Source organism: Bacillus sp. FSL K6-1033 (assembly GCF_038630765.1).
In the GTDB taxonomy this organism is placed as follows: domain Bacteria; phylum Bacillota; class Bacilli; order Bacillales; family Bacillaceae; genus Bacillus; species Bacillus altitudinis.
Genome location: NZ_CP152041.1, coordinates 1667041 through 1687449, shown reverse-complemented (window position 1 = coordinate 1687449; position 20409 = coordinate 1667041). Strand labels below are relative to the sequence as shown.

Annotated in this window: 16 protein-coding genes; 2 read left to right on the top strand and 14 right to left on the bottom strand. The window is 40.3% G+C overall.

All coding sequences use genetic code 11. The features are described from left to right. Window positions 1-201 precede the first annotated feature (201 nt). On the bottom strand, window positions 202-675 hold the full coding sequence (locus tag MHH31_RS08490) for a CarD family transcriptional regulator (protein ID WP_007499456.1): 474 nt from the start codon (window positions 673-675) through the stop codon (window positions 202-204). A gap of 590 nt (window positions 676-1265) precedes the next feature. Here MHH31_RS08490 and MHH31_RS08485 point away from each other — a divergent pair. Together MHH31_RS08485 and bslA are read left to right on the top strand one after the other, a co-directional pair. Then, window positions 1266-1667 carry a hypothetical protein gene (locus MHH31_RS08485; protein ID WP_178896752.1) on the top strand — a complete coding sequence of 134 codons (402 nt, stop codon included), beginning with the start codon at window positions 1266-1268 and terminating at the stop codon, window positions 1665-1667. 125 nt (window positions 1668-1792) lie between these two features. Further along, entirely contained in the window at window positions 1793-2329 is a 537-nt protein-coding gene (gene bslA, locus MHH31_RS08480; RefSeq protein ID WP_024720390.1) for a biofilm surface layer hydrophobin BslA, read from the top strand. A gap of 145 nt (window positions 2330-2474) precedes the next feature. On the opposite strand, the gene MHH31_RS08475 is transcribed toward bslA, so the two are convergent. The 13 genes from MHH31_RS08475 to rny form a co-directional block, all read right to left on the bottom strand. Beyond that, a complete protein-coding gene (locus tag MHH31_RS08475; RefSeq protein WP_155720697.1) occupies window positions 2475-2648 on the bottom strand; it encodes a hypothetical protein in 174 nt (57 codons plus the stop codon). Between the two features lie 201 nt (window positions 2649-2849). Next, window positions 2850-4751, bottom strand: a complete 1902-nt coding sequence (gene mutL, locus MHH31_RS08470; protein WP_342495451.1) for a DNA mismatch repair endonuclease MutL — start codon at window positions 4749-4751, stop codon at window positions 2850-2852. Window positions 4752-4773: 22 nt separating this feature from the next. Continuing rightward, window positions 4774-7350: a DNA mismatch repair protein MutS gene (mutS, locus tag MHH31_RS08465; protein WP_259254304.1), complete on the bottom strand. Its 2577-nt coding sequence runs from the start codon at window positions 7348-7350 to the stop codon at window positions 4774-4776. Between the two features lie 124 nt (window positions 7351-7474). Next, window positions 7475-8020: an outer spore coat protein CotE gene (gene cotE / locus MHH31_RS08460; protein ID WP_007499466.1), complete on the bottom strand. Its 546-nt coding sequence runs from the start codon at window positions 8018-8020 to the stop codon at window positions 7475-7477. Window positions 8021-8268: 248 nt separating this feature from the next. After that, window positions 8269-8703, bottom strand: a complete 435-nt coding sequence (locus tag MHH31_RS08455) for a RicAFT regulatory complex protein RicA family protein (RefSeq protein ID WP_008344661.1) — start codon at window positions 8701-8703, stop codon at window positions 8269-8271. A 1-nt stretch (window position 8704) separates the two neighbouring features. Next, window positions 8705-10231 carry a tRNA (N6-isopentenyl adenosine(37)-C2)-methylthiotransferase MiaB gene (gene miaB / locus MHH31_RS08450; protein ID WP_007499471.1) on the bottom strand — a complete coding sequence of 509 codons (1527 nt, stop codon included), beginning with the start codon at window positions 10229-10231 and terminating at the stop codon, window positions 8705-8707. A 90-nt stretch (window positions 10232-10321) separates the two neighbouring features. Continuing rightward, complete coding sequence (locus tag MHH31_RS08445) at window positions 10322-11428, bottom strand: DUF3578 domain-containing protein (protein WP_342495450.1); 1107 nt, start codon at window positions 11426-11428, stop codon at window positions 10322-10324. A gap of 112 nt (window positions 11429-11540) precedes the next feature. After that, window positions 11541-12722 (bottom strand): glycine C-acetyltransferase, encoded by a 1182-nt coding sequence (locus tag MHH31_RS08440; RefSeq protein WP_007499472.1) that lies wholly within the window; start codon window positions 12720-12722, stop codon window positions 11541-11543. Next, a complete protein-coding gene (tdh, locus tag MHH31_RS08435) occupies window positions 12719-13783 on the bottom strand; it encodes an L-threonine 3-dehydrogenase (protein WP_058337312.1) in 1065 nt (354 codons plus the stop codon). The genes MHH31_RS08440 and tdh overlap by 4 nt, the downstream gene beginning before the upstream one ends. Before the next feature lie 177 nt (window positions 13784-13960). Beyond that, on the bottom strand, window positions 13961-17005 hold the full coding sequence (locus MHH31_RS08430; RefSeq protein WP_342495449.1) for an efflux RND transporter permease subunit: 3045 nt from the start codon (window positions 17003-17005) through the stop codon (window positions 13961-13963). Window positions 17006-17208: 203 nt separating this feature from the next. After that, window positions 17209-17469: a stage V sporulation protein SpoVS gene (gene spoVS, locus MHH31_RS08425; RefSeq protein WP_003211281.1), complete on the bottom strand. Its 261-nt coding sequence runs from the start codon at window positions 17467-17469 to the stop codon at window positions 17209-17211. 202 nt (window positions 17470-17671) lie between these two features. Continuing rightward, window positions 17672-18466, bottom strand: coding sequence for a TIGR00282 family metallophosphoesterase (locus MHH31_RS08420; RefSeq protein ID WP_019744184.1), 795 nt, complete (start codon window positions 18464-18466; stop codon window positions 17672-17674). Between the two features lie 89 nt (window positions 18467-18555). Further along, on the bottom strand, window positions 18556-20118 hold the full coding sequence (gene rny / locus MHH31_RS08415; protein ID WP_003211958.1) for a ribonuclease Y: 1563 nt from the start codon (window positions 20116-20118) through the stop codon (window positions 18556-18558). Window positions 20119-20409 lie beyond the last annotated feature (291 nt).

The following is a 20409-nucleotide window of genomic DNA, read 5'->3' as shown; positions in this document are numbered from 1 at the left end:
CTGTTTTTTTATGTTGCCCTAGGTATTTTCGGCTTCTTTAAAACGGTTCATGTGCAAGTAAAAACTAAATCCTATGACCTCATTTTTGTTTTAGTCAAAAACACCTACAAAATTGGGAATTTCCATCTTTTTTCAAATAAAAAAGCTGTAAACAAAAGGAATATCTCCTTCTGTTTACAGCCAGTCTCTGTATATCCAGCATTAAACTCTTAATTCATTCTCTAATGCTGTCAGCACTTCATCTTGCGACATGCCTTGTGCCAGTGAAATTTCGCTCACTAACATGCCCCGTGCATCTTCAAGCATCTTCTTTTCACTAGAATTTAAGGCTTTTTTCTGATTACGTCTCATCAGATCTTTGACAACGTCTGCGCCATCTTCAATCGAACCTGTTTTTAGCTTTTTCAGATTTTCATCATATCTTTGCTTCCAAGTAAGCGTGTCGTCGTTTGTTTCTTCTGCAAAATTGTTCATCACAACTTTCAGCGTAGCTTGATCAGCTACCGGACGTATACCTAGTTGATTGATTCTGCCTTTTGGGACCATCATCTGCATATTCGGCATTTGAATCAGAAAATATTCCTGCGTCTTACCTAAAATCTCTTTTTCTTCCATTCCTTCAATCACACCGGCTCCATGCATTGGATAAACAATTTTATCACCTATTTGAAACAAATCCGCCACCTCCGAAAGTATTCACAATATCATTATAACACATTTCAGCAGAGGATAAAAATTTATATTTTATCATGTTAATTTAGCACTAGTCAATTCTTTTTATTTGAGTTTTTAAAGAATTAGCCTTTTTTTACAAAAGGAGCGCCACCATCCAGTCCTCGTACACCTTTCTTGCATATACTAGCATTGAGTCACATTTAGGAGGGATGACAATGTGCAAATGCAAGAGCAAACATTCCCACTCAAAATGCTATAAAAAGCATGACGATCATCACCATATTGATCCGTGTGAAAAAAAGAAGTTTTATCATAAAAAAGATGATTGGTTTGAGAGCGATTTTTGGGATACGTCAAGAAGCTACGATCCCCATTATTTTCCTAAAAGTGTCTGCAGCAGATGTAAGAAGCGTCGCAGAAAAAGACATAGCTTCTCATTTTAGTGTTTGACGCTGCACCTGCTTTTTGTTTTCCCGGCTGAAAAGCCGGTTTTTTTGTTGCATGTCGTTCTTTTCTTTCATATGGATAGGCTCATGAAACAGGTGCAGCTCATAAGATATGGCAACCTGAAAAAAAGGATGAGATACAAAATGAATAATATGAATAACCAAACCAACCATTACCATCAAGGAAATCCCTATCACACGTTTGAAAATGTGTATACAGCCAATCATGAGCATATGATCGCACCAAACATGCATGACCCCATGAATATGCCAAATCATTATCATACCGGTAAAAAAGATGCTTATAGCGGACACCATCCGCATCATCATTCAGCCTATTCCCCTTTTACGAAGCAGTATGAACCCTATTCAAACGTACAAATGAACGATCACCATCACTTCGGTCACTACGGCGGTTATGGTATGGCTCCCTACCAGCCATATGGCTATCATGATATGCAGATGATGATGCCTGCAAATCATCATATGTCAGCAAATGCTTACGGAATGAACCAACCAAATGCATTCCTACCCCGCTATTACTAAAAAACAAGCAAAATAAGGGTATAAAATACCATTTAATGACATATAGGAATATGGTAACCTTATAGGTAAATAATGGATGTGATCATCTATTATTTACCTATAATCAACCAAGGGGGAAGGAAGAAATGAAGAAAACATGGACAATGATTATGATGGGGATGCTTACATTGGTCATGGCACTCTCAGTACCGCTAGCCGCATCAGCTGAAGGGGCTAAAACAGAGGAAAGCAAAGCTTCAACGAATGCAAGGCCAGCTGCCCTTTATGCAAAAATCACAGGAGCAAGTAAACAAGAATGGTCTTTTTCTGACATTGACCTGACTTACCGTCCAAATTCTGTTCTAAGTATTGGTGCAGTTGAATTTACTTTACCAGCAGGTTTTCAAGCCACAACAAAGGATATTATCAATGGAAAAGCTTTAAAAGACAGTTACATTTTGAACAATGGAAAAACTGTTCGCATTCCAGCTCGTTTCGATTTATTCGGAAGTTCCCAATATACATTACAACTTTCTCATAAAGTACTTCCTGCTGCAGGTACATATACGTTCCGCGCAGAAAATCGTGCGATCAGCATCGGTTCCACATTTTATGCAGAGGATACGATTGATATTAATAAACGACCAGTTGTCGTCACACCGCCAAATCCTTGCGGATGCTAAACAAAAAAGCGCTCTTAGAGCGCTTTTTCTCATTTATCATATCTCTTGCCGCTGTGCTTACTGCATTTTATATAATTGTTACACCATATCTCAATATGGTCTGTCATCATTTAGTTGGCAAACCCATATATGGCGTTTTTTATTGTTATTTTTGCTCTTTTAGTTTTTTAAAAATCACAAATTGATATACGCCAAATAGTAAGGTTAGGATCATAATTGCGGTAAATAGTTGATCGACTGGAAGCAAAAAATATACGACAACAAAAGATAAAAGCAAAACAAAGTAACCTATATTGAACGCTTTTTTGAATGTCATCATATTCCCTCCTTTTTACAATCATATCACGCTTCACCTAATCGTATAACCAAATAACAAAAACCCCTATCCATTTGAGGAAAGGGGTTATCCTTACAACATGACAGCGGATGTTTATCTTCACATCACAACAACACGAAATAGACTATCGGATTGAAAAATTAATTGGTGGGCAAACCGATTCACCCACCATCTCAAACCTAGCTACATCACCCGTTTAAACATTTTTTCCATTTCATATGTGGAATGATGAATTATAATCGGCCGGCCATGCGGACATGTAAATGGGTCTTGTGTTTGCCGGAGTTCATCTAATAAGGCTTTGATTTCATCGTGACGCAAATGACGATTTGCTTTAATCGAGCCTTTACAGCTCATCATGATCGCCGCTTCTTCTCTCAGTTTCTTGATATCCACACGCTTTTCATCAAGTACTTGCTGAATGATTTCTTCGATGAGTTCAGCCTCTTCTCCTTTAGGAAACCACTGCGGATGCGATCGAACGATATAGCTGCCTGATCCGAATGGCTCTAAGAAGACCCCTACTTTTGCTAAAATATCGATATGCTCTTCAATAATCAACAGATCGTTTTTTGAGTAGTGAAAGGTTAATGGAACAAGCATTTCTTGCACTTCCTGTTCAATGTCTCCTACCTTTTCACGAAAGTACTCATACTTGATTCGCTCTTGGGCAGCGTGCTGATCGATGATATAAAGACCGCGTTCATTTTGAGCCAAAATATACGTTCCGTGCATTTGTCCAATCGGATACATCACAGGGACACGTTCACTTTCAGCCTGATGCTGGGCTTCACTCTCTTCCAGTATCACTTCGTCATGTTGTTCATGCGAAGCTGCAGATTCCTCTACATATACATGGTCAAACGTTTCTTCAGACGATGCTGGTAAAGTTGCTTCCGTACTTTCCGGTTCACGCACCCCGTATGTGTCGTTCTGACTGGTCTCGTATACAGCCGATTCGAGCGAGTCCGGCTCATAGGAAACAGGTGTTTCCATTCGGCTTTTCATTGTTTGTTTAGAATCAAAAGATAAAGACTGCTGCTCATTTTTCACTGCTGTCATTGGTACTTTTTTTGGCACTGAAGCACTTGGAATAAGCTGCTGCTTTTGAAAGACGTCCTTAATCCCTTGTTTGATCAACTCATGAAGTTCTTGCTCTTTACTTAGTCTTACTTCAAGTTTAGAAGGATGTACGTTCACATCGACTAAAATTGGGTCCATCTTCATCTCAATAAATGTAATCGGATGGCGTCCGATCGGGAGCAGTGTATGGTATCCTTCATGAATGGCTTTCACCAGCGGGAAATGCTTGACATATCTACCGTTGACAACAGAAGACATATAATTACGTGATGCCCTTGTCACTTCTGGTAAGGAAATATAGCCTTTCACTTCAAAATCAAGTGATTGTACATGTAGTGGCAGCATTTTTTTGGCCACTGCCGTTCCATAAATGGCCGCAAGCACATGCCGCACATCTCCGTTTCCATTTGTTTGAAGCAGCACTTTTCCTTGATGTCGCAAACGAATCGACACTTCTGGATGAGCAAGTGCAATTCGGTTCACAACATCAGAAATGTTGCCAAGCTCCGTATGAACAGTTTTCATGTATTTTAGACGAGCTGGCGTATTATAAAATAAATTGGTGACCACAATTTCCGTGCCGCGACGGCCAGAGGTTTTTTTCTCCGAAATGATCTTCCCACCTTGGAGAGCTAAGTGTGTTCCAGCACCTTCACCGGTACTTGTCTTCATTTCTAAGTGAGAGACGGAGGCAATACTTGGCAACGCCTCCCCCCTGAAACCGAGCGTCCTGACACGAAACAGATCATTTTCATCTTTGATTTTACTCGTCGCATGACGCTGAAAGGCGAGCTTACAATCTTCAGCATCGATTCCCACCCCATTATCAATAATTCTAATAGAAGAAAGTCCTGCTTCTTCTACATCGATTTCAATGACAGTACTGCTAGCATCGATCGCATTTTCCACGAGCTCCTTCACGACCGAAGCCGGGCGTTCGACCACTTCACCAGCTGCAATTTTATTTGATAGGTCATCGGATAACTGAATAATCTTTGCCATTTCTTGCTCACCTCACCTTACATTATAATTTCTTTTGCAATTCATATAGCTTTGTCATCGCTTCAAGCGGTGTCATATCCATTAAATTAAATGACTTCAATTCTTCGATCACTGCTTGATCTTTGTTTTTCAGCACAGGTTTTGTTTGCGGTTTTTCTTCCACTTCAAAGAAAGAAAGCTGCTGTTTTTCCTCAGCCATTTCTTTTTTCGGGGCTTTAGAGACGCGCGGAATCACTTCATGTGATCCGCTCTCAAGCTCTGTTAAGATGGTCTGGGCTCGATCAATGATCGCATCAGGCAGTTCAGCAAGCTGCGCTACATGGATGCCGTAGCTTTTATCCGCTGCTCCTTCTTTGATTTGATGTAAGAAAACAACTGTCCCTTCATGTTCTTCTGCTCGTACGTGGACATTTTTCAGTTCGCTTAATTGGGATTCCAGTACCGTCAGTTCATGATAATGAGTGGAGAAAAGGGTTTTGGCACCAATATGATCATGCACAAATTCAATGATTGCCTGTGCAAGAGCCATTCCATCATAAGTGCTTGTCCCGCGTCCAATTTCATCAAATAAAATCAAGCTGTTCTTTGTCGCATGTACCATCGCATTTTTTGCTTCGAGCATCTCTACCATAAAAGTACTTTGACCAGAAATCAAATCATCTGCCGCCCCAATACGTGTAAAGATTTGATCAAAAATCGGAAGGGTTGCCTTTGATGCTGGCACAAAACAGCCAATTTGCGCAAGAATCGAGATCAATGCCATTTGTCTCATATATGTGCTTTTCCCTGACATATTCGGACCAGTAATGAGCAAGGTTTGTCTCCCTTTGCCCATTTGGCAGTCATTCGGCACATACTCTTGATGATCCATCACTTTTTCAACAACAGGATGACGACCATCAATGACTTCCACTTCATCTGATGAAAATTCAGGGCGGACATAACGCCGCTTTTCACTCACAGTCGCAAAGCATTGCAGCGCATCAAGCTCACTCATTTGTTTTGCGAGCAACTGTAATCTAGGAATATAGGCTTTTACTTGTTCCCGAAGCGCAGAAAATAGTTCATATTCCAATTCACTAATATTTGATTCCGCCTCAAGAATAAGGGCTTCTTTTTCTTTCAATTCAGGTGTAATATACCGCTCTGCATTGGCAAGGGTTTGTTTTCTTTCGTAACGGCCTTCTTCTAATAAATGCGTATTTGCACGGGTCACTTCGATATAGTAGCCAAACACTTTATTAAAGCCGACTTTCAACGATCGAATGCCTGTATATTCTCTTTCTTGCTGTTCAAGACGAGCGATCCAATCTTTCCCGTTTCGGCTCGCATCACGATATTCATCTAATTTTGCATTGTAGCCGTCTTTAATCAAATTGCCTTCTTTTAACGTCATCGGCGGATTCTCATAAAGAGCATCTTCTAATAAATCAAGTAAATCACCGCATGGGTCAATGTCATTTGCTCTAGATTTCGCCATATCCTCTGGGAGAGAATGGACGAGCTCTTTAATAGCCGGCACTTGTTTGAGAGATTCTTTCAATTGAATAAGATCACGGGCATTCACATTTCCAAATGCCACACGGCCCGCTAGACGTTCAAGATCATACACTTGCTTTAAACGTTCTCGCAGATCCTCTCGTTCAAAGAAATGTTCCATCAGAATTTGCACCATTTCCTGGCGTTCTTTGATTTGTGAAAGGCGGATGAGCGGACGATCAATCCATTGCTTCAGCAATCTTCCGCCCATTGCCGTTTTTGTTTCATCTAAGAGCCATAATAAAGAACCCTTCTTGCTTTTTGAACGGATGGTTTCTGTTAATTCAAGGTTTCTTTTTGAGTAAAGATCAATTTTCATCGTTTGTTCAAGCTCAAATACTTGAACTTGCTGAAGATGATCAAGACTCCTTTTTTGCGTTCTTCTTAAGTATGCATAGAGTGTTAAAAATGCTATTTTCAGATGCTCGTCAAGATGAGAAACGAGTCGTTCAGCTTCATCTATTAATTCATCGCTATCTTCGTATGAGATGGTCGCTTGGCAGCGTTCCTTCAGGGTTTTCACCGTTTCTTCATCGAGCTTCTTTGATACCACAATCTCTTTTGCACCGACAGAATAAATTTCAGACACAACTTCATCTAACCGTTCAATGAAAGCCGCCATGTTTTCACCTGTTGATAAATCGGAAAGCGCAAGACCGTAGCCATTTTGAAAGCTGGAAACAGACGCGATAAAGTTATTTTCGTTTTCATTCAGTCCTTTGCCATCCATGACCGTACCTGGTGTAATCAGTTGAACGACCTCTCTTTTGACCACACCTTTTGCCGTTTTAGGGTCTTCCACCTGCTCACAAATGGCGACTTTATAGCCTTTTTCTATCAGTTGTTCTATGTATGCAGACGCAGAATGATATGGAACACCACACATTGGAATCGTGCCGCCATCCCTGCTTGTTAACGTAATTTCTAATTCTTGTGCTGCTTCTTTTGCATCATCAAAAAACATTTCATAAAAATCGCCTAAGCGAAAAAACAAAAAGGCATCTTGGTAATCTGCCTTGATCTTTAAATATTGCTGTATCATGGGCGTATAACTTGCCATATTTCTAATCCCTCACTATATTACTTTCGAATTCATACCATCTTTCATTATAGCATAAAAATTCACCTTTTTTCCCTAGATCAAGGCACAAAAAAACTAGGGGGATATGCGCCCTAGTCATCAATTACTCTTCTGGATCACCCGCGAGGAATTCTGGATGAATATCTTCTAATTCCTCATCCACTTCTTCTTCCCATTCGTGATCATCTTTTTCTTTCCAGCTTGAATTGACTTCTACAACAATTTTGGTTTCCCCTACTACTTCAGCAATGAATTCACGCTCTGCTTGAACGACAATTTTATTGCCATTTGGAGAAATGGTGACTTCTAAGCAATTGGGCTGCTGTAAGACTTTCGCAATCACTTCGTGCTCATCATCAAGGAAGTTTTTATCTTTATATCTCAGTTTGATGATATCTACATATTTTACACGTTCTGTGACCACTTCGGTTTTCGTGTTGTCTGCGTAAGAATACCACACGTTAATATCAAATGTACCTTCAATCTCAACTGTTTTACCGACCTTTTCAGCATCATACTTATGATTAATGATCCAACCGCCTAGGATGCTGGTTGGTTTTTGCGATGGAGAAATGGTGTGTGTGCTTTGGGTAAATTTCCTCCCTTTTGCAACCACCGCTTTTGTAATAATTTCTCTGTATTCAGACATTCCGGCATGCCTCCTTGTTCTTGATCGTTTTATCTTATGCTGGGCATTCGTCTAGTGTGTCACGATTTTGAGTCTCATGTTCAATTAAATTCATTTCTGTTTCAGTGTATGCATGGTCGCCCATAAACTTGCCTTGAAAATTGGAAAAATTGGAGAGTGAGAGATTGAGGTTGATGGAAGCTGAAGGAGAAAGAAGGTATGCAATTCTTACATCAGAAAACAAAAAACCCCGCATCTGCGGGGTTTTCTCATTTAATGGAGCAACTTGGGGATGAGTTTTTCACTTTTGAACCGGTTTCTCCTAATAAGAGGTCACCGCCGGTTGAAAGAATGATTTCATCCGTTACTTGATTAGAAATCGTGTGCGCTACAAGTTGAAGCAGGGAATTAACCTCTGTTTGTGATTCTTTGAATTCTTGAATCACTGGGATCTCATCCAGTTCTTCTTGCAGGGCATCAATTTTTTCTTCCACTTGTTTTAAGGCTTCATGTTTGCCATAATGCTTTAAATTCACAGCTTGCTTTTGAAGCGCCTTAATTTGATTAATGATCGCTGCAATTTTTGTATTTTCATTGATTTGCGCTTCTGCTTTTTTGAAGAAATCAACTTCTTCTGTTTCAGAAATCATTTTCGCGAGCTCTCTTGCGCGCTCGACAATCTCTTTCTTTGAATAAAGCGTCATTTTAATTCACCTCGATAGCTTCTCCAACCATTTCTCCGTCAAGAGACCAAGTTTTGGCTTGTGTGATTTTCACTTTGACGATGTTGCCAATCGCTTCTTTTGGTGCTTTAAAATTCACAAGCTTGCTTTTACTTGTATATCCGGCTAGGATCTCAGGGTTGTTTTTACTTTCACCCTCAACTAATACTTCGACAGTCTGCCCTTCATATTCCTTCATTTTTTTCGCAGAAATTTCATTTACGAGTGCATTCAGGCGCTGCAGACGTTCTTTTTTTACACGCATTGGCACGTTGTCTTTCATATTGGCTGCTGGTGTTCCTTCTCTTGGAGAGTAAATGAACGTATAAGCCGCATCAAACTCAACCTCACGATAGAGGGAAAGCGTCTCTTCAAACTGCTCATCTGTTTCATTTGGGAACCCAACGATAATGTCCGTTGTTAATGAAGCATTTGGCATTGCCTCTTTGATTTTGCGCACTAGGTCAAGGTAACGTTCACGGTCGTATTTTCTTGCCATGAGTTTCAGCACAGAAGAACTTCCTGATTGAACCGGCAAATGAATATGGTCGAGAAGGTTTCCGCCTTTGGCAAGCACTTCAATTAAGTGATCATCAAAGTCACGCGGGTGGCTTGTTGTAAAACGGATACGTGGAATATCGATTTTACGCAGCTCATCCATTAGGTGACCAAGACCATATTCCATGTCCTCAAAATCTTTTCCATACGCATTCACGTTTTGACCAAGAAGGGTAATTTCTTTATATCCTTCTGCTGCTAAGCGTCTGACCTCTTGAATAATTTCATCCGGACGGCGGCTTCTTTCCTTACCGCGCGTGTAAGGGACGATACAGTATGTACAGAATTTATCACAGCCGTACATAATATTCACCCAGCCCTTAATTTTTCCTTGGCGGGCTCTCGGAAGATTTTCAATCACATCGCCTTCTTTAGACCAAACCTCAATGACCATTTCTTTTGAAAGGTAGCATTCAGATAATAGTTCTGGCAGGCGGTGAATGTTGTGGGTACCGAAAATCAAGTCAACAAATGGATGTTTCTTTAAAATACGGTTAACGACAGATTCTTCTTGTGACATGCATCCGCAGACGCCTAAGATTAAATCTGGCTTTTCACGCTTTAATGCTTTTAAATGACCAAGCTCTCCAAACACTTTGTTTTCTGCATTCTCACGAATGGCACAAGTGTTTAATAAGATGACATTCGCATCTTCAGTCGAATTTGTTGGTTCATAACCAAGCGCCATAAAAATACCAGCCATCACTTCTGTGTCATGCTCATTCATTTGACAGCCGTATGTGCGAATATAAAACTTGCGGCCGTTCCCTAACCCTTGGAACCGCTCGTCAATTTGAAATTGATTGTATTCGACTTCTTCTTTACCCCGTTTTTTTGCATCTTTTAAGGAAGGCGGAATGTACACAGCTTCAAAATATTGGCTGTAGTCCTTCTCGGATTTTTTGTCCGATGAACTTACTTGTCCGCTCGCTTTTCTCTGCTCTTCATTCATGAATTTGTACTCCTTTCAAACCAAGCTCCACCCTACAGTATAGACTATTTTGTCGTGAATTGAAAATAAATTCATATGTGTCCACACTTTTCAATCCACACGAATTTTACATGAATATTGAGTAGGCTTCAGATGGAGATCGTCTTTTCCTAAAGGATTTTGTATTTCTTTGACAATCTTCATCTGCTGTGTACCGACACTCTCAACTAAAATAATTACATATGATTCTTTTTCTTCTTCTGCTACGATTCTTTCTTGTTCAGATAAGAAGAATGGAAAGTCATGGTGAGTCAGTTTAGATCCTTTTACTTCTATAAACTTCTCTTTTCCATCGGGGTAATAAGATTTGATATCAAATCCATGACCATCTTCTGTTTCAGCTACCCAATCGACAGCTTCCGCTAATTGTTCCCGTCCCACTGCTTTTAATTGCTCTATTTCCTTATGATAAACAAATTTTTCTGCTATTCTACCTGTCTCTTCATTTTGCTTTGCTCTTTCTTCTCTTAATTGTTTATAAACATCTCTATGAATGATTCTTTTTCGTTTTTTGCTTTTTTTATCTTTTGTGTCCATCACAATATCCGGATTAGAGTATACTTCGAAAATAAAATCATAAAAAAATTCATTCAAAGTGTATATATCTTTTAAAAATTCTTGGTGATTTAGTGTATCGATGTTATACCTTTTAAATACCAATGAACCTGCTGCATACTTTATTGGTCTATCAGACTCTCCTAGGTAAAAGTCACCTGTTTCAAACCCATTTAAATTAGGACTATGCTTCAATTGAGGTCTTAGTCGCTCTCGCCATATATCCGCTTCACCTTTAATCTTTTCCAGAGATAAATTTTCAGTACCTAATCCAATGGATAAATAAAAGTCCTTTGCGTTATTAGCAAATAAAATGACTATATATAATCCTTTTTGTGTTGTTGTTCTGTTTGTTTTATGGTTCAAAGTTAAAAGTTTGTCTAGAAATGCGATCCAAATAGACTCTGCAACTTTCCCATGTCCTGTAGATGCCTTAATATCAATTCTATCCAAATTTCTCATACCAAGTTTTTGTAATTCTTGACGAAGATTGTTTGGAATTTCTTTGTTAAATAAGTTGTGAAAAGGGTGATCTTTATCCGTATTTGTATTCTTTTTATAATCTAAAAATTGTTCATAAAAATCTTCTTTATTAAATAACATTTGTCTCACCACTTACCTCAATAGATCTTTTTACATACATTATACATAACAAACGGTAGATTTGATGAAATATGGAAAGATTAGCGCAAAAGAAAAGAGAGCCTCAGCTCTCTCAATCAAGTATATTCAGTTTTTTTGCTTCTTCTTCGATGATTGTCAGTGCACGGTCAAGCTCTTCTTTTGTGTGCTCTGCTGTGATGATGGCTCTAATTCTCGCTTTTCCTTTCGCTACAGTTGGGAAAGCAATGCCTTGAGCGAAAACGCCGCGCTCGATTAATGCTTTTGAAAAACGGAAAGTGAGTGCCTCGTCTCCAATCATCATCGGAATAATAGGCGTTTCTGTTGGTGCCACCTCAAATCCAAGACCGATGACTTTTTCTTTAAAATAGGCCGCGTTCTCCCAAAGTGTTTCAATGCGCTCCGGTTCGTCTAACAGCACTTCAATGGCTTCTTCACAGGCTCTTGTGACAGCCGGCGGATGTGAGGTGCTGAATAAAAACGGTCTTGCTTTATGCTTTAAATAGTCGATTAAAACGGCAGAACCAGCGACGTAACCGCCTAGCACACCAACTGCCTTACTAAGTGTGCCAACCTGAATATGCACTCTGCCGTCAAGTTGAAAATGATTCACTGTTCCGCGCCCATTTTCACCAAGTACTCCAGACGCATGGGCATCGTCTACCATCACAAAGGCATCATATGCTTCTGCAAGTCTTACAATCTCAGGAAGCGGTGCAATATCTCCATCCATTGAGAACACACCATCTGTCACGATAAGACGGACGCGGTAATTCATCGATTTCTTTAAAATTTTCTCAAGCTCTTCCATATTAGAATGAGCATATACTTTTTTATCTGCCTTTGTTAAGCGAATCCCATCGATGATTGAGGCATGGTTCAGCTCATCTGAAATGACAATATCATCTTTTGTGAGAATACTGGATAAGACCCCTTGGTTGGTCGTAAAGCCTGATTGGAATACGAGGGCTGCCTCTGTCTTTTTAAAAGCTGCGAGCTTTTTTTCAAGCCGTTCATGCATTGTCATCGTTCCAGCAATGGTTCGTACAGATCCTGTTCCAGCACCGAATTCATCAATCGCCTCTTTTGCCGCTTTCATCAGCCTTGGATGTGAGGTGAGACCTAAGTAGTTATTTGAAGAGAGTTGTATGACGGATTGTTCATTTAATGTCACCGTGGAAGATTGTTTGGAATCGATTTCTTTCAGTGTTTGATGGGTGCCTTGCTGCTTCATTGTGTCCAATTCATCTTGTAAATACGTAAATTCTTTCATCATTTCGTCCCCCTTTGATATGATGGCATGATCAGTACGACCTTCCCGCACGTACCATTTCTCATGAGTTCAAATCCCTTTTCAAAATCTTCAAATGGCAGCGTATGGGTGACAACCGGCTGTACATCAATAGTATTCGTTCTTAAAAGTTCGGATACTTGACGCCACGTCTCAAACATTTTTCTCCCCGTGATCCCTTGCACGGTTAATCCCCTAAAAACAATTTGATTCGTAATGTCAATGGTTACCGGCCGCTCTGGCAAACTTAGTATATTCACTTTCCCTCCATTTGCACAAGCTTCGAGTGCTTGATTAATCGCAACGGGATGTCCTGACATCTCACACATCACGTCTGCCCCTTCCATCCGCGTGAGCTGCTTAATCATGGCAACAGGATCATCTTTTCCGATATCCACGATATGATCTGCACCCATTTTACGGGCAAGATCCAGTCTGTATTCATTTTTATCAACAGCGAACACTTGGACAGCCCCGGAGGCTTTTGCAACCGCAATCGCCATTAAACCAATGGGACCACAGCCAAAAATCGCCACTGACTTTCCTGAAACAGGTGTATGCAGAACTGTATGAACAGCATTTCCAAGCGGTTCTTGAATAGATGCAAGTTCCACTGGCATTTGAGCTGGATTATGCCACACATTTTGTTCTGGTACTTTGACATATTCAGCAAAACAGCCATCAATGTCTACCCCTAAAATTTTCGTTTCGCTGCACAAATGCTGCTGACCCGTTAAACACATATAACACTGATTACAGACAATATGCGTCTCAGCCGATACAAAATCCCCTACTTTTGCTCGTGAGACTTGGTTCCCCGTTTTGACAACTTCCCCTGTGAATTCATGACCAAAAATGTACGGTGCTTGGACTCTCCCCTTCGCCCAATCATCCCAATTATAAATATGCACATCCGTTCCACATATCGATGTAGCCTTTACCTGGATGAGCACTTCATGATCACTTATTTCTGGAATCGGCATTTCCATCATCGTCGCTCCGTAAGCGCTTTCTTTTTTAACAATCGCTTTCATCGTTCCACACATGACGTACAACCCCTTTGTTAAAAAACTTCTCCCAACCCGATCTTATCATGTCTTATTTTAGACGTAAATACCACTGTCTTTCAGGAGAAGACAAATGAACACTCCACATATTTTTTTAGATATTTTTCTAGAAAAAAAAGCAAATCTCCTTTTATTCGGAGATTTGCTTTTAAGTTATCAGCGTTTTTTTGAAACAGCTACATATAAAGCCGGCACAATCAGTAGTGTCAGAATCGTTGAGAAAAAGACACCTGATACGATACAGATCGCTAGCGGCTTAAAGAGTGGGTCATTACTTAAAGCAACGGGCATAAGAGCGACAAGTGCTGTAAATGCTGTCAGCAAAATAGGTCTAATCCTTGCCCTCCCCGCTTCAATCACAGCTGCCTGTTGATCGAGACCTTGCTTGCGCCTCTGTTCAATAAATTCAAACAAAACGACCGCATTTCGGACAACAATACCTGCCAATGAAACAATCCCCATTGTGGCCATAAAGCTAAATGGCGTTTGAGTGACAAATAGTCCAATAATGGCTCCGGATATCGCTAAGTAAACCGTTCCAAGAACTAAAAGCGGCAGCATGAGTGAATTGAACTGGAAAGCGATGGTCACATAAATGAGCAGCAGGACTACCCCAAATAAGAGACTAATTTCAATAAAGAATTGGGTTTGATCTTCATTTTCTCCGCCCTGAGAAATGGACAAATTCTTCGCTGCATCGCTTTTCCCAACTTCATTTACAACTTCTGTCATATCGTCTTTAAACGTATCTGATGTACCAGGATATGCCTTTAACGTGATCGTCGGCATCCCGTTTTCATGCGGAATACTTTCAAATTGCTCTGTTTCTTTTTCTTTTACGTATCGGCTAAGCGGCTCCAGTTGAGGCATGCCTCCCTCATTTGCACTCACAGGCACCTTGATGTCTTTTAGCTTCAGTCCGTTTTGATGTGTGCTCATGTCTTGTTTCACTACGAGGTCGATGTCATCTGTTCCTTTTTTAAAGGTGCCTAATGGAATTCCTTCTGTGACAAGACCAAGCTGTCTGCTGACAAACTGAGCAGTGAGCCCATCCTCTGCCATTCGGTCACGATTCAATTCAAATGAGATGGTTTTCACCGGTTGATTGACATCGTCTGTGATCAGACTTGCTCCGCTTTCTTTCATTTCTTTTGTGAGCTTCTCTTTCACATCCACGAGCTTTGAAAATTGTTCTCCTGCAATGGTTACGGTCACAGGCGCCCCAGTTGGCGGTCCTTGAACAATGGTTTTCATAAAGATATCAGCATCTTTAAATTTCTTTCGCAATGGCTCTGTCATACGATCGATCAATGCTTTGCTTGTCATCTGTTCATTGTCTACTCTGACAACAACCTGACCCGTATGATCACTTGCGTTTGAGATACTTTCATTAAACAAGTTCGGCACACCGCCGCCTGCAAAAATGGCCGTCTCTTCAATGCCTTTTTGCTGTTTGATCTCTTGTTCTATTTTCTCTAATGTGTCATTCGTTTTATCTAAGGTTGTTTCACTTGGCAGTGTCACAGTGACAACCACCTCTTTCTTATTCGCCGCAGGGAAAAACTCAAATGGTGTGGCGAAAATAAGCAAAAAGGCAAGTGTGGCAACGAGCAAACCACTTAATCCAATGAGAAGTGGTCGCTTCACGATGTTTGTCAGTACTCGATCTGCATAAAAATCGGCTAACCTTTTTAATGGTTTGCCTAAAAAGCCCGGTTCTTTTTGAATCTTCTTGTTCTTTCTTTTTCGGTTTGCTGTATATTGGTACACTGGCACAAGTGTCAATGAAATGACCATTGACGCAAGTACAGTTGTGACTAGAACAGACGGTAACGCTCGAATAAATGAACCGTTCGCACCAGAAAGGAAAACAAGCGGCAAGAAGGCAAAGACAACAGCTAGTGTTGACGTCAAAATGGATCCAGCCACTTCTTTTACACCTGCAATTGTTCCTTTAAGCGGACTTTCGTATTTTTTCATCTGCCTCAAAATATTATCGTTGACGACAATGGCGTCATCTACAAGTATCCCTAGCGCAATGATAAAGCCAATAATTGAAATTTGATTAAGGTCCACTTGTAAAAACGGCAGCGGGATGGTTCCGATCGTTATGGATAGCGGAATCGCAAGTGAAACGATAAACGCACCACCAATAGTTAGACCAAGTGTGGTGACGACAATGACGGCGATGACGGCCACGATCGCTTCTTTGATTAAATCGTTAAAAATGGCATCTACTTCACTTTTTTGTGAATAGTAGTCTATCCAATCCACACCATTTGGCAGCTCTTTCTCTTTTTCAATGACCGCACTGACTTTGTCATACATTTTAGGAATATCCAGTCCTGGCTTAATATTGACTGTAAATGAATAGGCTGGCTTTCCGTTATATGAAACGATATCACTTTTCTCTTTTTCTACTTCTTTTAAACGACCAAGCTCACCGATTGTAACAGGCTCTCGGCTCGTTTTTGAGAAAATCTCAATCTTTTTCATTTGATCTAAACGATCATAGGCATCAATGGACAGCTTGACCTTTTCTCCATCTGCCTGGACGTCACCTAGAGGGGATGTGTCAAATTCTTGATTGATGGCATTTGTGACATCGGTCACGTTTAACCCGTTATCCTCCAGTTTACTTGAATCCAAGTTCAATATTGCTTGTTTGTCATTGAACCCTTTGATGACGACACCATCAACACCTTTGATGTCCTCCACTTTTTCTTTTAATGCACGCAGCGATTCCTGACTTTTTGCTAAATCAGATGAGTTACTTGCTACAATCATATAAGAACCAACTGGCACGTTGCCAAACTCATCCTTTACATCTGGCTCCATCACACCATCTGGAAAAGAAGAGGCGGCATTTGTGGTTTCACTCTTGATTTGACTTGCCACCTTTTGAAAATCGGCTTGATCATCAATTTCAAGCACAATATTTGAGAAACCAATAGCAGAAACAGAGCTTGTCTTCTCTACACCATTGATATCAGAAATGGCCGACTCGAGCTTATTGGTGACATCACTTTCTACCTGTTTTGCATCAGCACCAGGGAAAACAGTCGAAATGGTTACAATATTTGCTTGAAACTCTGGCAGTTCTCGTTTAGGAAGCTGTGTAAACAAATAACCTCCAGCAATGAGAACGATAAAAAATAAAATAAAAACAAGCTTTCCCCTTTTTAAAAAAGCTTCAATCATTATTTCACCTACTTAAATATTTATTTTTGATGAAGTATTTTCAACTTAATCTTAATTTATCATCATGGTGAAAAAATGCAAGCTCTAATATGTCATTTTCTATCTATTTTGTGAAAGAAATATGTTATATGAGAAATGTATAGCGGTAAACAAAAACAACCTGCTTACATGATGTAAGCAGGTTGAAAATAATAAAATTAGAATTATCGTGGTTCAACAATCAGTTTGATTGCTGTTCTTTCTTCTCCATCGATAAGAATGTCAGTAAAGGCTGGAATGCATATCAAATCCACTCCGCTAGGCGCAACAAATCCCCTTGCAATGGCGACAGCCTTGACCGCCTGATTCAGTGCTCCAGCGCCGATAGCCTGTATTTCCGCTGCACCGCGTTCACGTAAAACGCCGGCTAATGCTCCTGCTACTGAATTTGGATTTGACTTTGCTGAAACTTTTAAAATTTCCATTTTTGCTCCCCCTTAAATTTACAATGGATAAGTGAGTGTTCATTAGAACAATCTTTGTTAGATGTTGCTATTTTTTTGAAAATCCATCCCCAAAATGTTTTTCAAAAATAGCAGGCTACCTACCATTTTTACTATATTCACGATAGAGGGCGCATATTCCTTCTTTCTGATTAATATTTTTCTGAAATAAATATGTGAATATTTATTCAAAGAAAATATGGTCATCATTTATCAAAATTCGATCAATTTTGACAGCTTTTTTCGACGGTTCGTCAATTTCTACGATCACTGCACTTAATGTCGTGCGGCCTTCTGCAATTTCAAAACGGACAGGGAGGCTCGTTTTAAATCGTTTAATAATCGTTTCCCGATCAACACCTAAAATACCGTCATAAGGACCAGTCATGCCAACATCCGAAATATAAGCAGTTCCTTTTGGCAAGACACGGTTATCTGCTGTTTGAACATGTGTATGCGTTCCAACGACACACGATGCACGGCCATCAGTATACCAACCCATTGCTTGCTTTTCACTTGTGGCTTCACCATGAAAATCAATAAAAATAAACGGTGTACGTTTTGAAGCTTCTGCTATGAGCTCATCTACTTTTTGAAATGGGCAGTCAATCGGAGGTAAAAATGTGCGGCCTTGCAAGTTGATGACAGCTAGTTCTTTACCTTGTTTTTTAATAAAAGTAAGCCCTTTCCCTGGTGTACCTTGCGGGAAGTTTGCCGGACGAACAATATGGGGTGCATCATCGATGAAATCGAAAATGTCTCTTTTATCCCATGTATGGTTCCCCATCGTAAGCACATCAGCCCCAGCTTGAAGCAGCTCGTGGTAGATTTTTTCAGTAAGACCTTTCCCATGAGCCGCATTTTCTCCATTGACAATCGTAAAGTGTGGCTGATATTTTTTCTTTAGCTTTGGCAAGTATTCTTTCAGTGTATCTCTGCCAGGTGAACCAACGATATCTCCAACAAATAATATTTTCATACGTTTTGAACCCTTTCTCTTATAAAATGATCTTCTTATCAGTGTTGCATATTTACACAAAAAAATAAAGCGGCGCTAAGCGCACCGCTCTATTTTGCATACTCTACTGCGCGAGTTTCTCGAATAACTGTCACTTTAATGTGACCAGGGTAATCGAGCTCGTCCTCAATCCGCTTACGAATATCCCTTGCTAGACGGTGAGCTTCAAGATCATTAATTGAATCTGGCTTCACCATAATACGCACTTCACGTCCAGCTTGTATCGCAAACGATTTTTCAACACCTTCATAAGATTCAGAGATGTCTTCTAATTTCTCAAGTCTCCGAATGTAATTTTCAAGCGTCTCACTTCTTGCACCAGGGCGTGCTGCAGATAATGCATCGGCTGCCGCAACAAGAACAGCGATAATAGATGTCGGTTCTTGGTCACCATGGTGAGATGCAATACTGTTGATGACAACAGGATGCTCTTTATATTTCGTCGCAAGCTCAACGCCAATTTCCACGTGGCTTCCTTCTACTTCATGATCAATGGCTTTTCCAATGTCATGCAGAAGACCTGCTCGTTTTGCAAGCTTTGCATCTTCTCCAAGCTCTGAAGCCATGAGACCTGCAAGATGTGCAACCTCAATTGAATGCTTCAGGACATTTTGTCCATAACTTGTACGGAATTTTAAGCGACCGAGAATTTTGATGAGATCCGGATGCAAACCGTGAACTCCGACTTCAAATGTCGTTTGCTCACCCATCTCGCGGATATAATCATCGACTTCACGGCGTGATTTTTCCACCATTTCTTCAATTCGTGCAGGATGAATACGTCCATCCTGGACTAGCTTGTCCAGAGCTATCCTCGCTGTTTCACGTCTTATCGGATCAAAGCCCGATAAGATGACAGCTTCAGGTGTATCATCAATGATCAGGTCAATACCTGTTAACGTTTCTAACGTACGGATATTTCGTCCCTCACGTCCGATAATACGACCTTTCATCTCATCATTTGGAAGATTGACTACAGATACTGTTGTTTCAGCTACATGATCAGCTGCACAACGCTGTAACGCAAGTGAAAGAATGTTTTTCGCTTTTTTATCAGCCTCTTCTTTCGCCCGGTTTTCAGATTCTTTCGTCATGACTGCAATGTCGTGGGAAAGCTCATTTTCAACTTGATCCAGAATGATTTGTTTCGCTTCATCTCGAGTTAGACTAGAAATACGCTCCAACTCAGCTTTCTGCAAACGAATCATATCATCCACTTTGCTTTCCATCTCTTCAATATGTTGTTGTCGTTCATTCAGAGAATGATCTCTCTTCTCCAACAGGGACTCCCGTTTATCTAAAGATTCGTCCTTGCGATCAAGGTTTTCCTCTTTTTGAAGTAAACGGTTTTCTTGTCTTTGAAGCTCATTACGTCTTTCACGAACTTCTTGCTCCGCCTCTACACGAAACGAATGAATTTCATCTTTCGCTTCTAAGAGCGCTTCTTTCTTCAATGCTTCCGCATCACGCTTTGCATCCTCAACAATTTGTTCGGCCATGTTTCTTGCGCCGGATATTTTTGCTTCTGCAATGGTTTTACGAACAAAGTAGCCAACAACTAAACAGATTAGGCTCAGCAAAATGGAGATGATCGTAAACATCGTAGGCGACATATTTTCACCTCCTCTTGCTATGAACTTGGTTTTACAAATAAAGTGTCGGCATGTACATTGTTTTGTGTCTCAACATACAGGGCCTTCACAGGGAATGAGATCCTCACTGCCCTTGTCAAGTTTAAATTAGTTATCAATCATGTTAAGAAAAACAAGTGATACATTCCCATTGTAATTGTGTCGGAAATACTTGTCAAGCTAGTCAGACTAAGGCGTAAGTCGTTATTTCAAGCAAAGACAGAACTTTTGACCCGCTAGCTGTTATGTAATTGTAAAAAAAAGACGCTTTTC

What these genes read in the sequence shown, in the direction of transcription:
- MHH31_RS08485 (WP_178896752.1), top strand. Translation starts at nt 1,266, where the DNA reads ATGAATAATATGAATAACCAAACCAACCATTACCATCAAGGAAATCCC.
- bslA (WP_024720390.1), top strand. Translation starts at nt 1,793, where the DNA reads ATGAAGAAAACATGGACAATGATTATGATGGGGATGCTTACATTGGTC.
- MHH31_RS08475 (WP_155720697.1), bottom strand. Translation starts at nt 2,648, where the DNA reads ATGATGACATTCAAAAAAGCGTTCAATATAGGTTACTTTGTTTTGCTT.
- mutL (WP_342495451.1), bottom strand. Translation starts at nt 4,751, where the DNA reads ATGGCAAAGATTATTCAGTTATCCGATGACCTATCAAATAAAATTGCA.
- mutS (WP_259254304.1), bottom strand. Translation starts at nt 7,350, where the DNA reads ATGGCAAGTTATACGCCCATGATACAGCAATATTTAAAGATCAAGGCA.
- cotE (WP_007499466.1), bottom strand. Translation starts at nt 8,020, where the DNA reads ATGTCTGAATACAGAGAAATTATTACAAAAGCGGTGGTTGCAAAAGGG.
- MHH31_RS08455 (WP_008344661.1), bottom strand. Translation starts at nt 8,703, where the DNA reads ATGACGCTTTATTCAAAGAAAGAGATTGTCGAGCGCGCAAGAGAGCTC.
- miaB (WP_007499471.1), bottom strand. Translation starts at nt 10,231, where the DNA reads ATGAATGAAGAGCAGAGAAAAGCGAGCGGACAAGTAAGTTCATCGGAC.
- MHH31_RS08445 (WP_342495450.1), bottom strand. Translation starts at nt 11,428, where the DNA reads ATGTTATTTAATAAAGAAGATTTTTATGAACAATTTTTAGATTATAAA.
- MHH31_RS08440 (WP_007499472.1), bottom strand. Translation starts at nt 12,722, where the DNA reads ATGATGAAAGAATTTACGTATTTACAAGATGAATTGGACACAATGAAG.
- tdh (WP_058337312.1), bottom strand. Translation starts at nt 13,783, where the DNA reads ATGTGTGGAACGATGAAAGCGATTGTTAAAAAAGAAAGCGCTTACGGA.
- MHH31_RS08430 (WP_342495449.1), bottom strand. Translation starts at nt 17,005, where the DNA reads ATGATTGAAGCTTTTTTAAAAAGGGGAAAGCTTGTTTTTATTTTATTT.
- spoVS (WP_003211281.1), bottom strand. Translation starts at nt 17,469, where the DNA reads ATGGAAATTTTAAAAGTTTCAGCAAAGTCAAATCCAAATTCAGTAGCA.
- MHH31_RS08420 (WP_019744184.1), bottom strand. Translation starts at nt 18,466, where the DNA reads ATGAAAATATTATTTGTTGGAGATATCGTTGGTTCACCTGGCAGAGAT.
- rny (WP_003211958.1), bottom strand. Translation starts at nt 20,118, where the DNA reads ATGTCGCCTACGATGTTTACGATCATCTCCATTTTGCTGAGCCTAATC.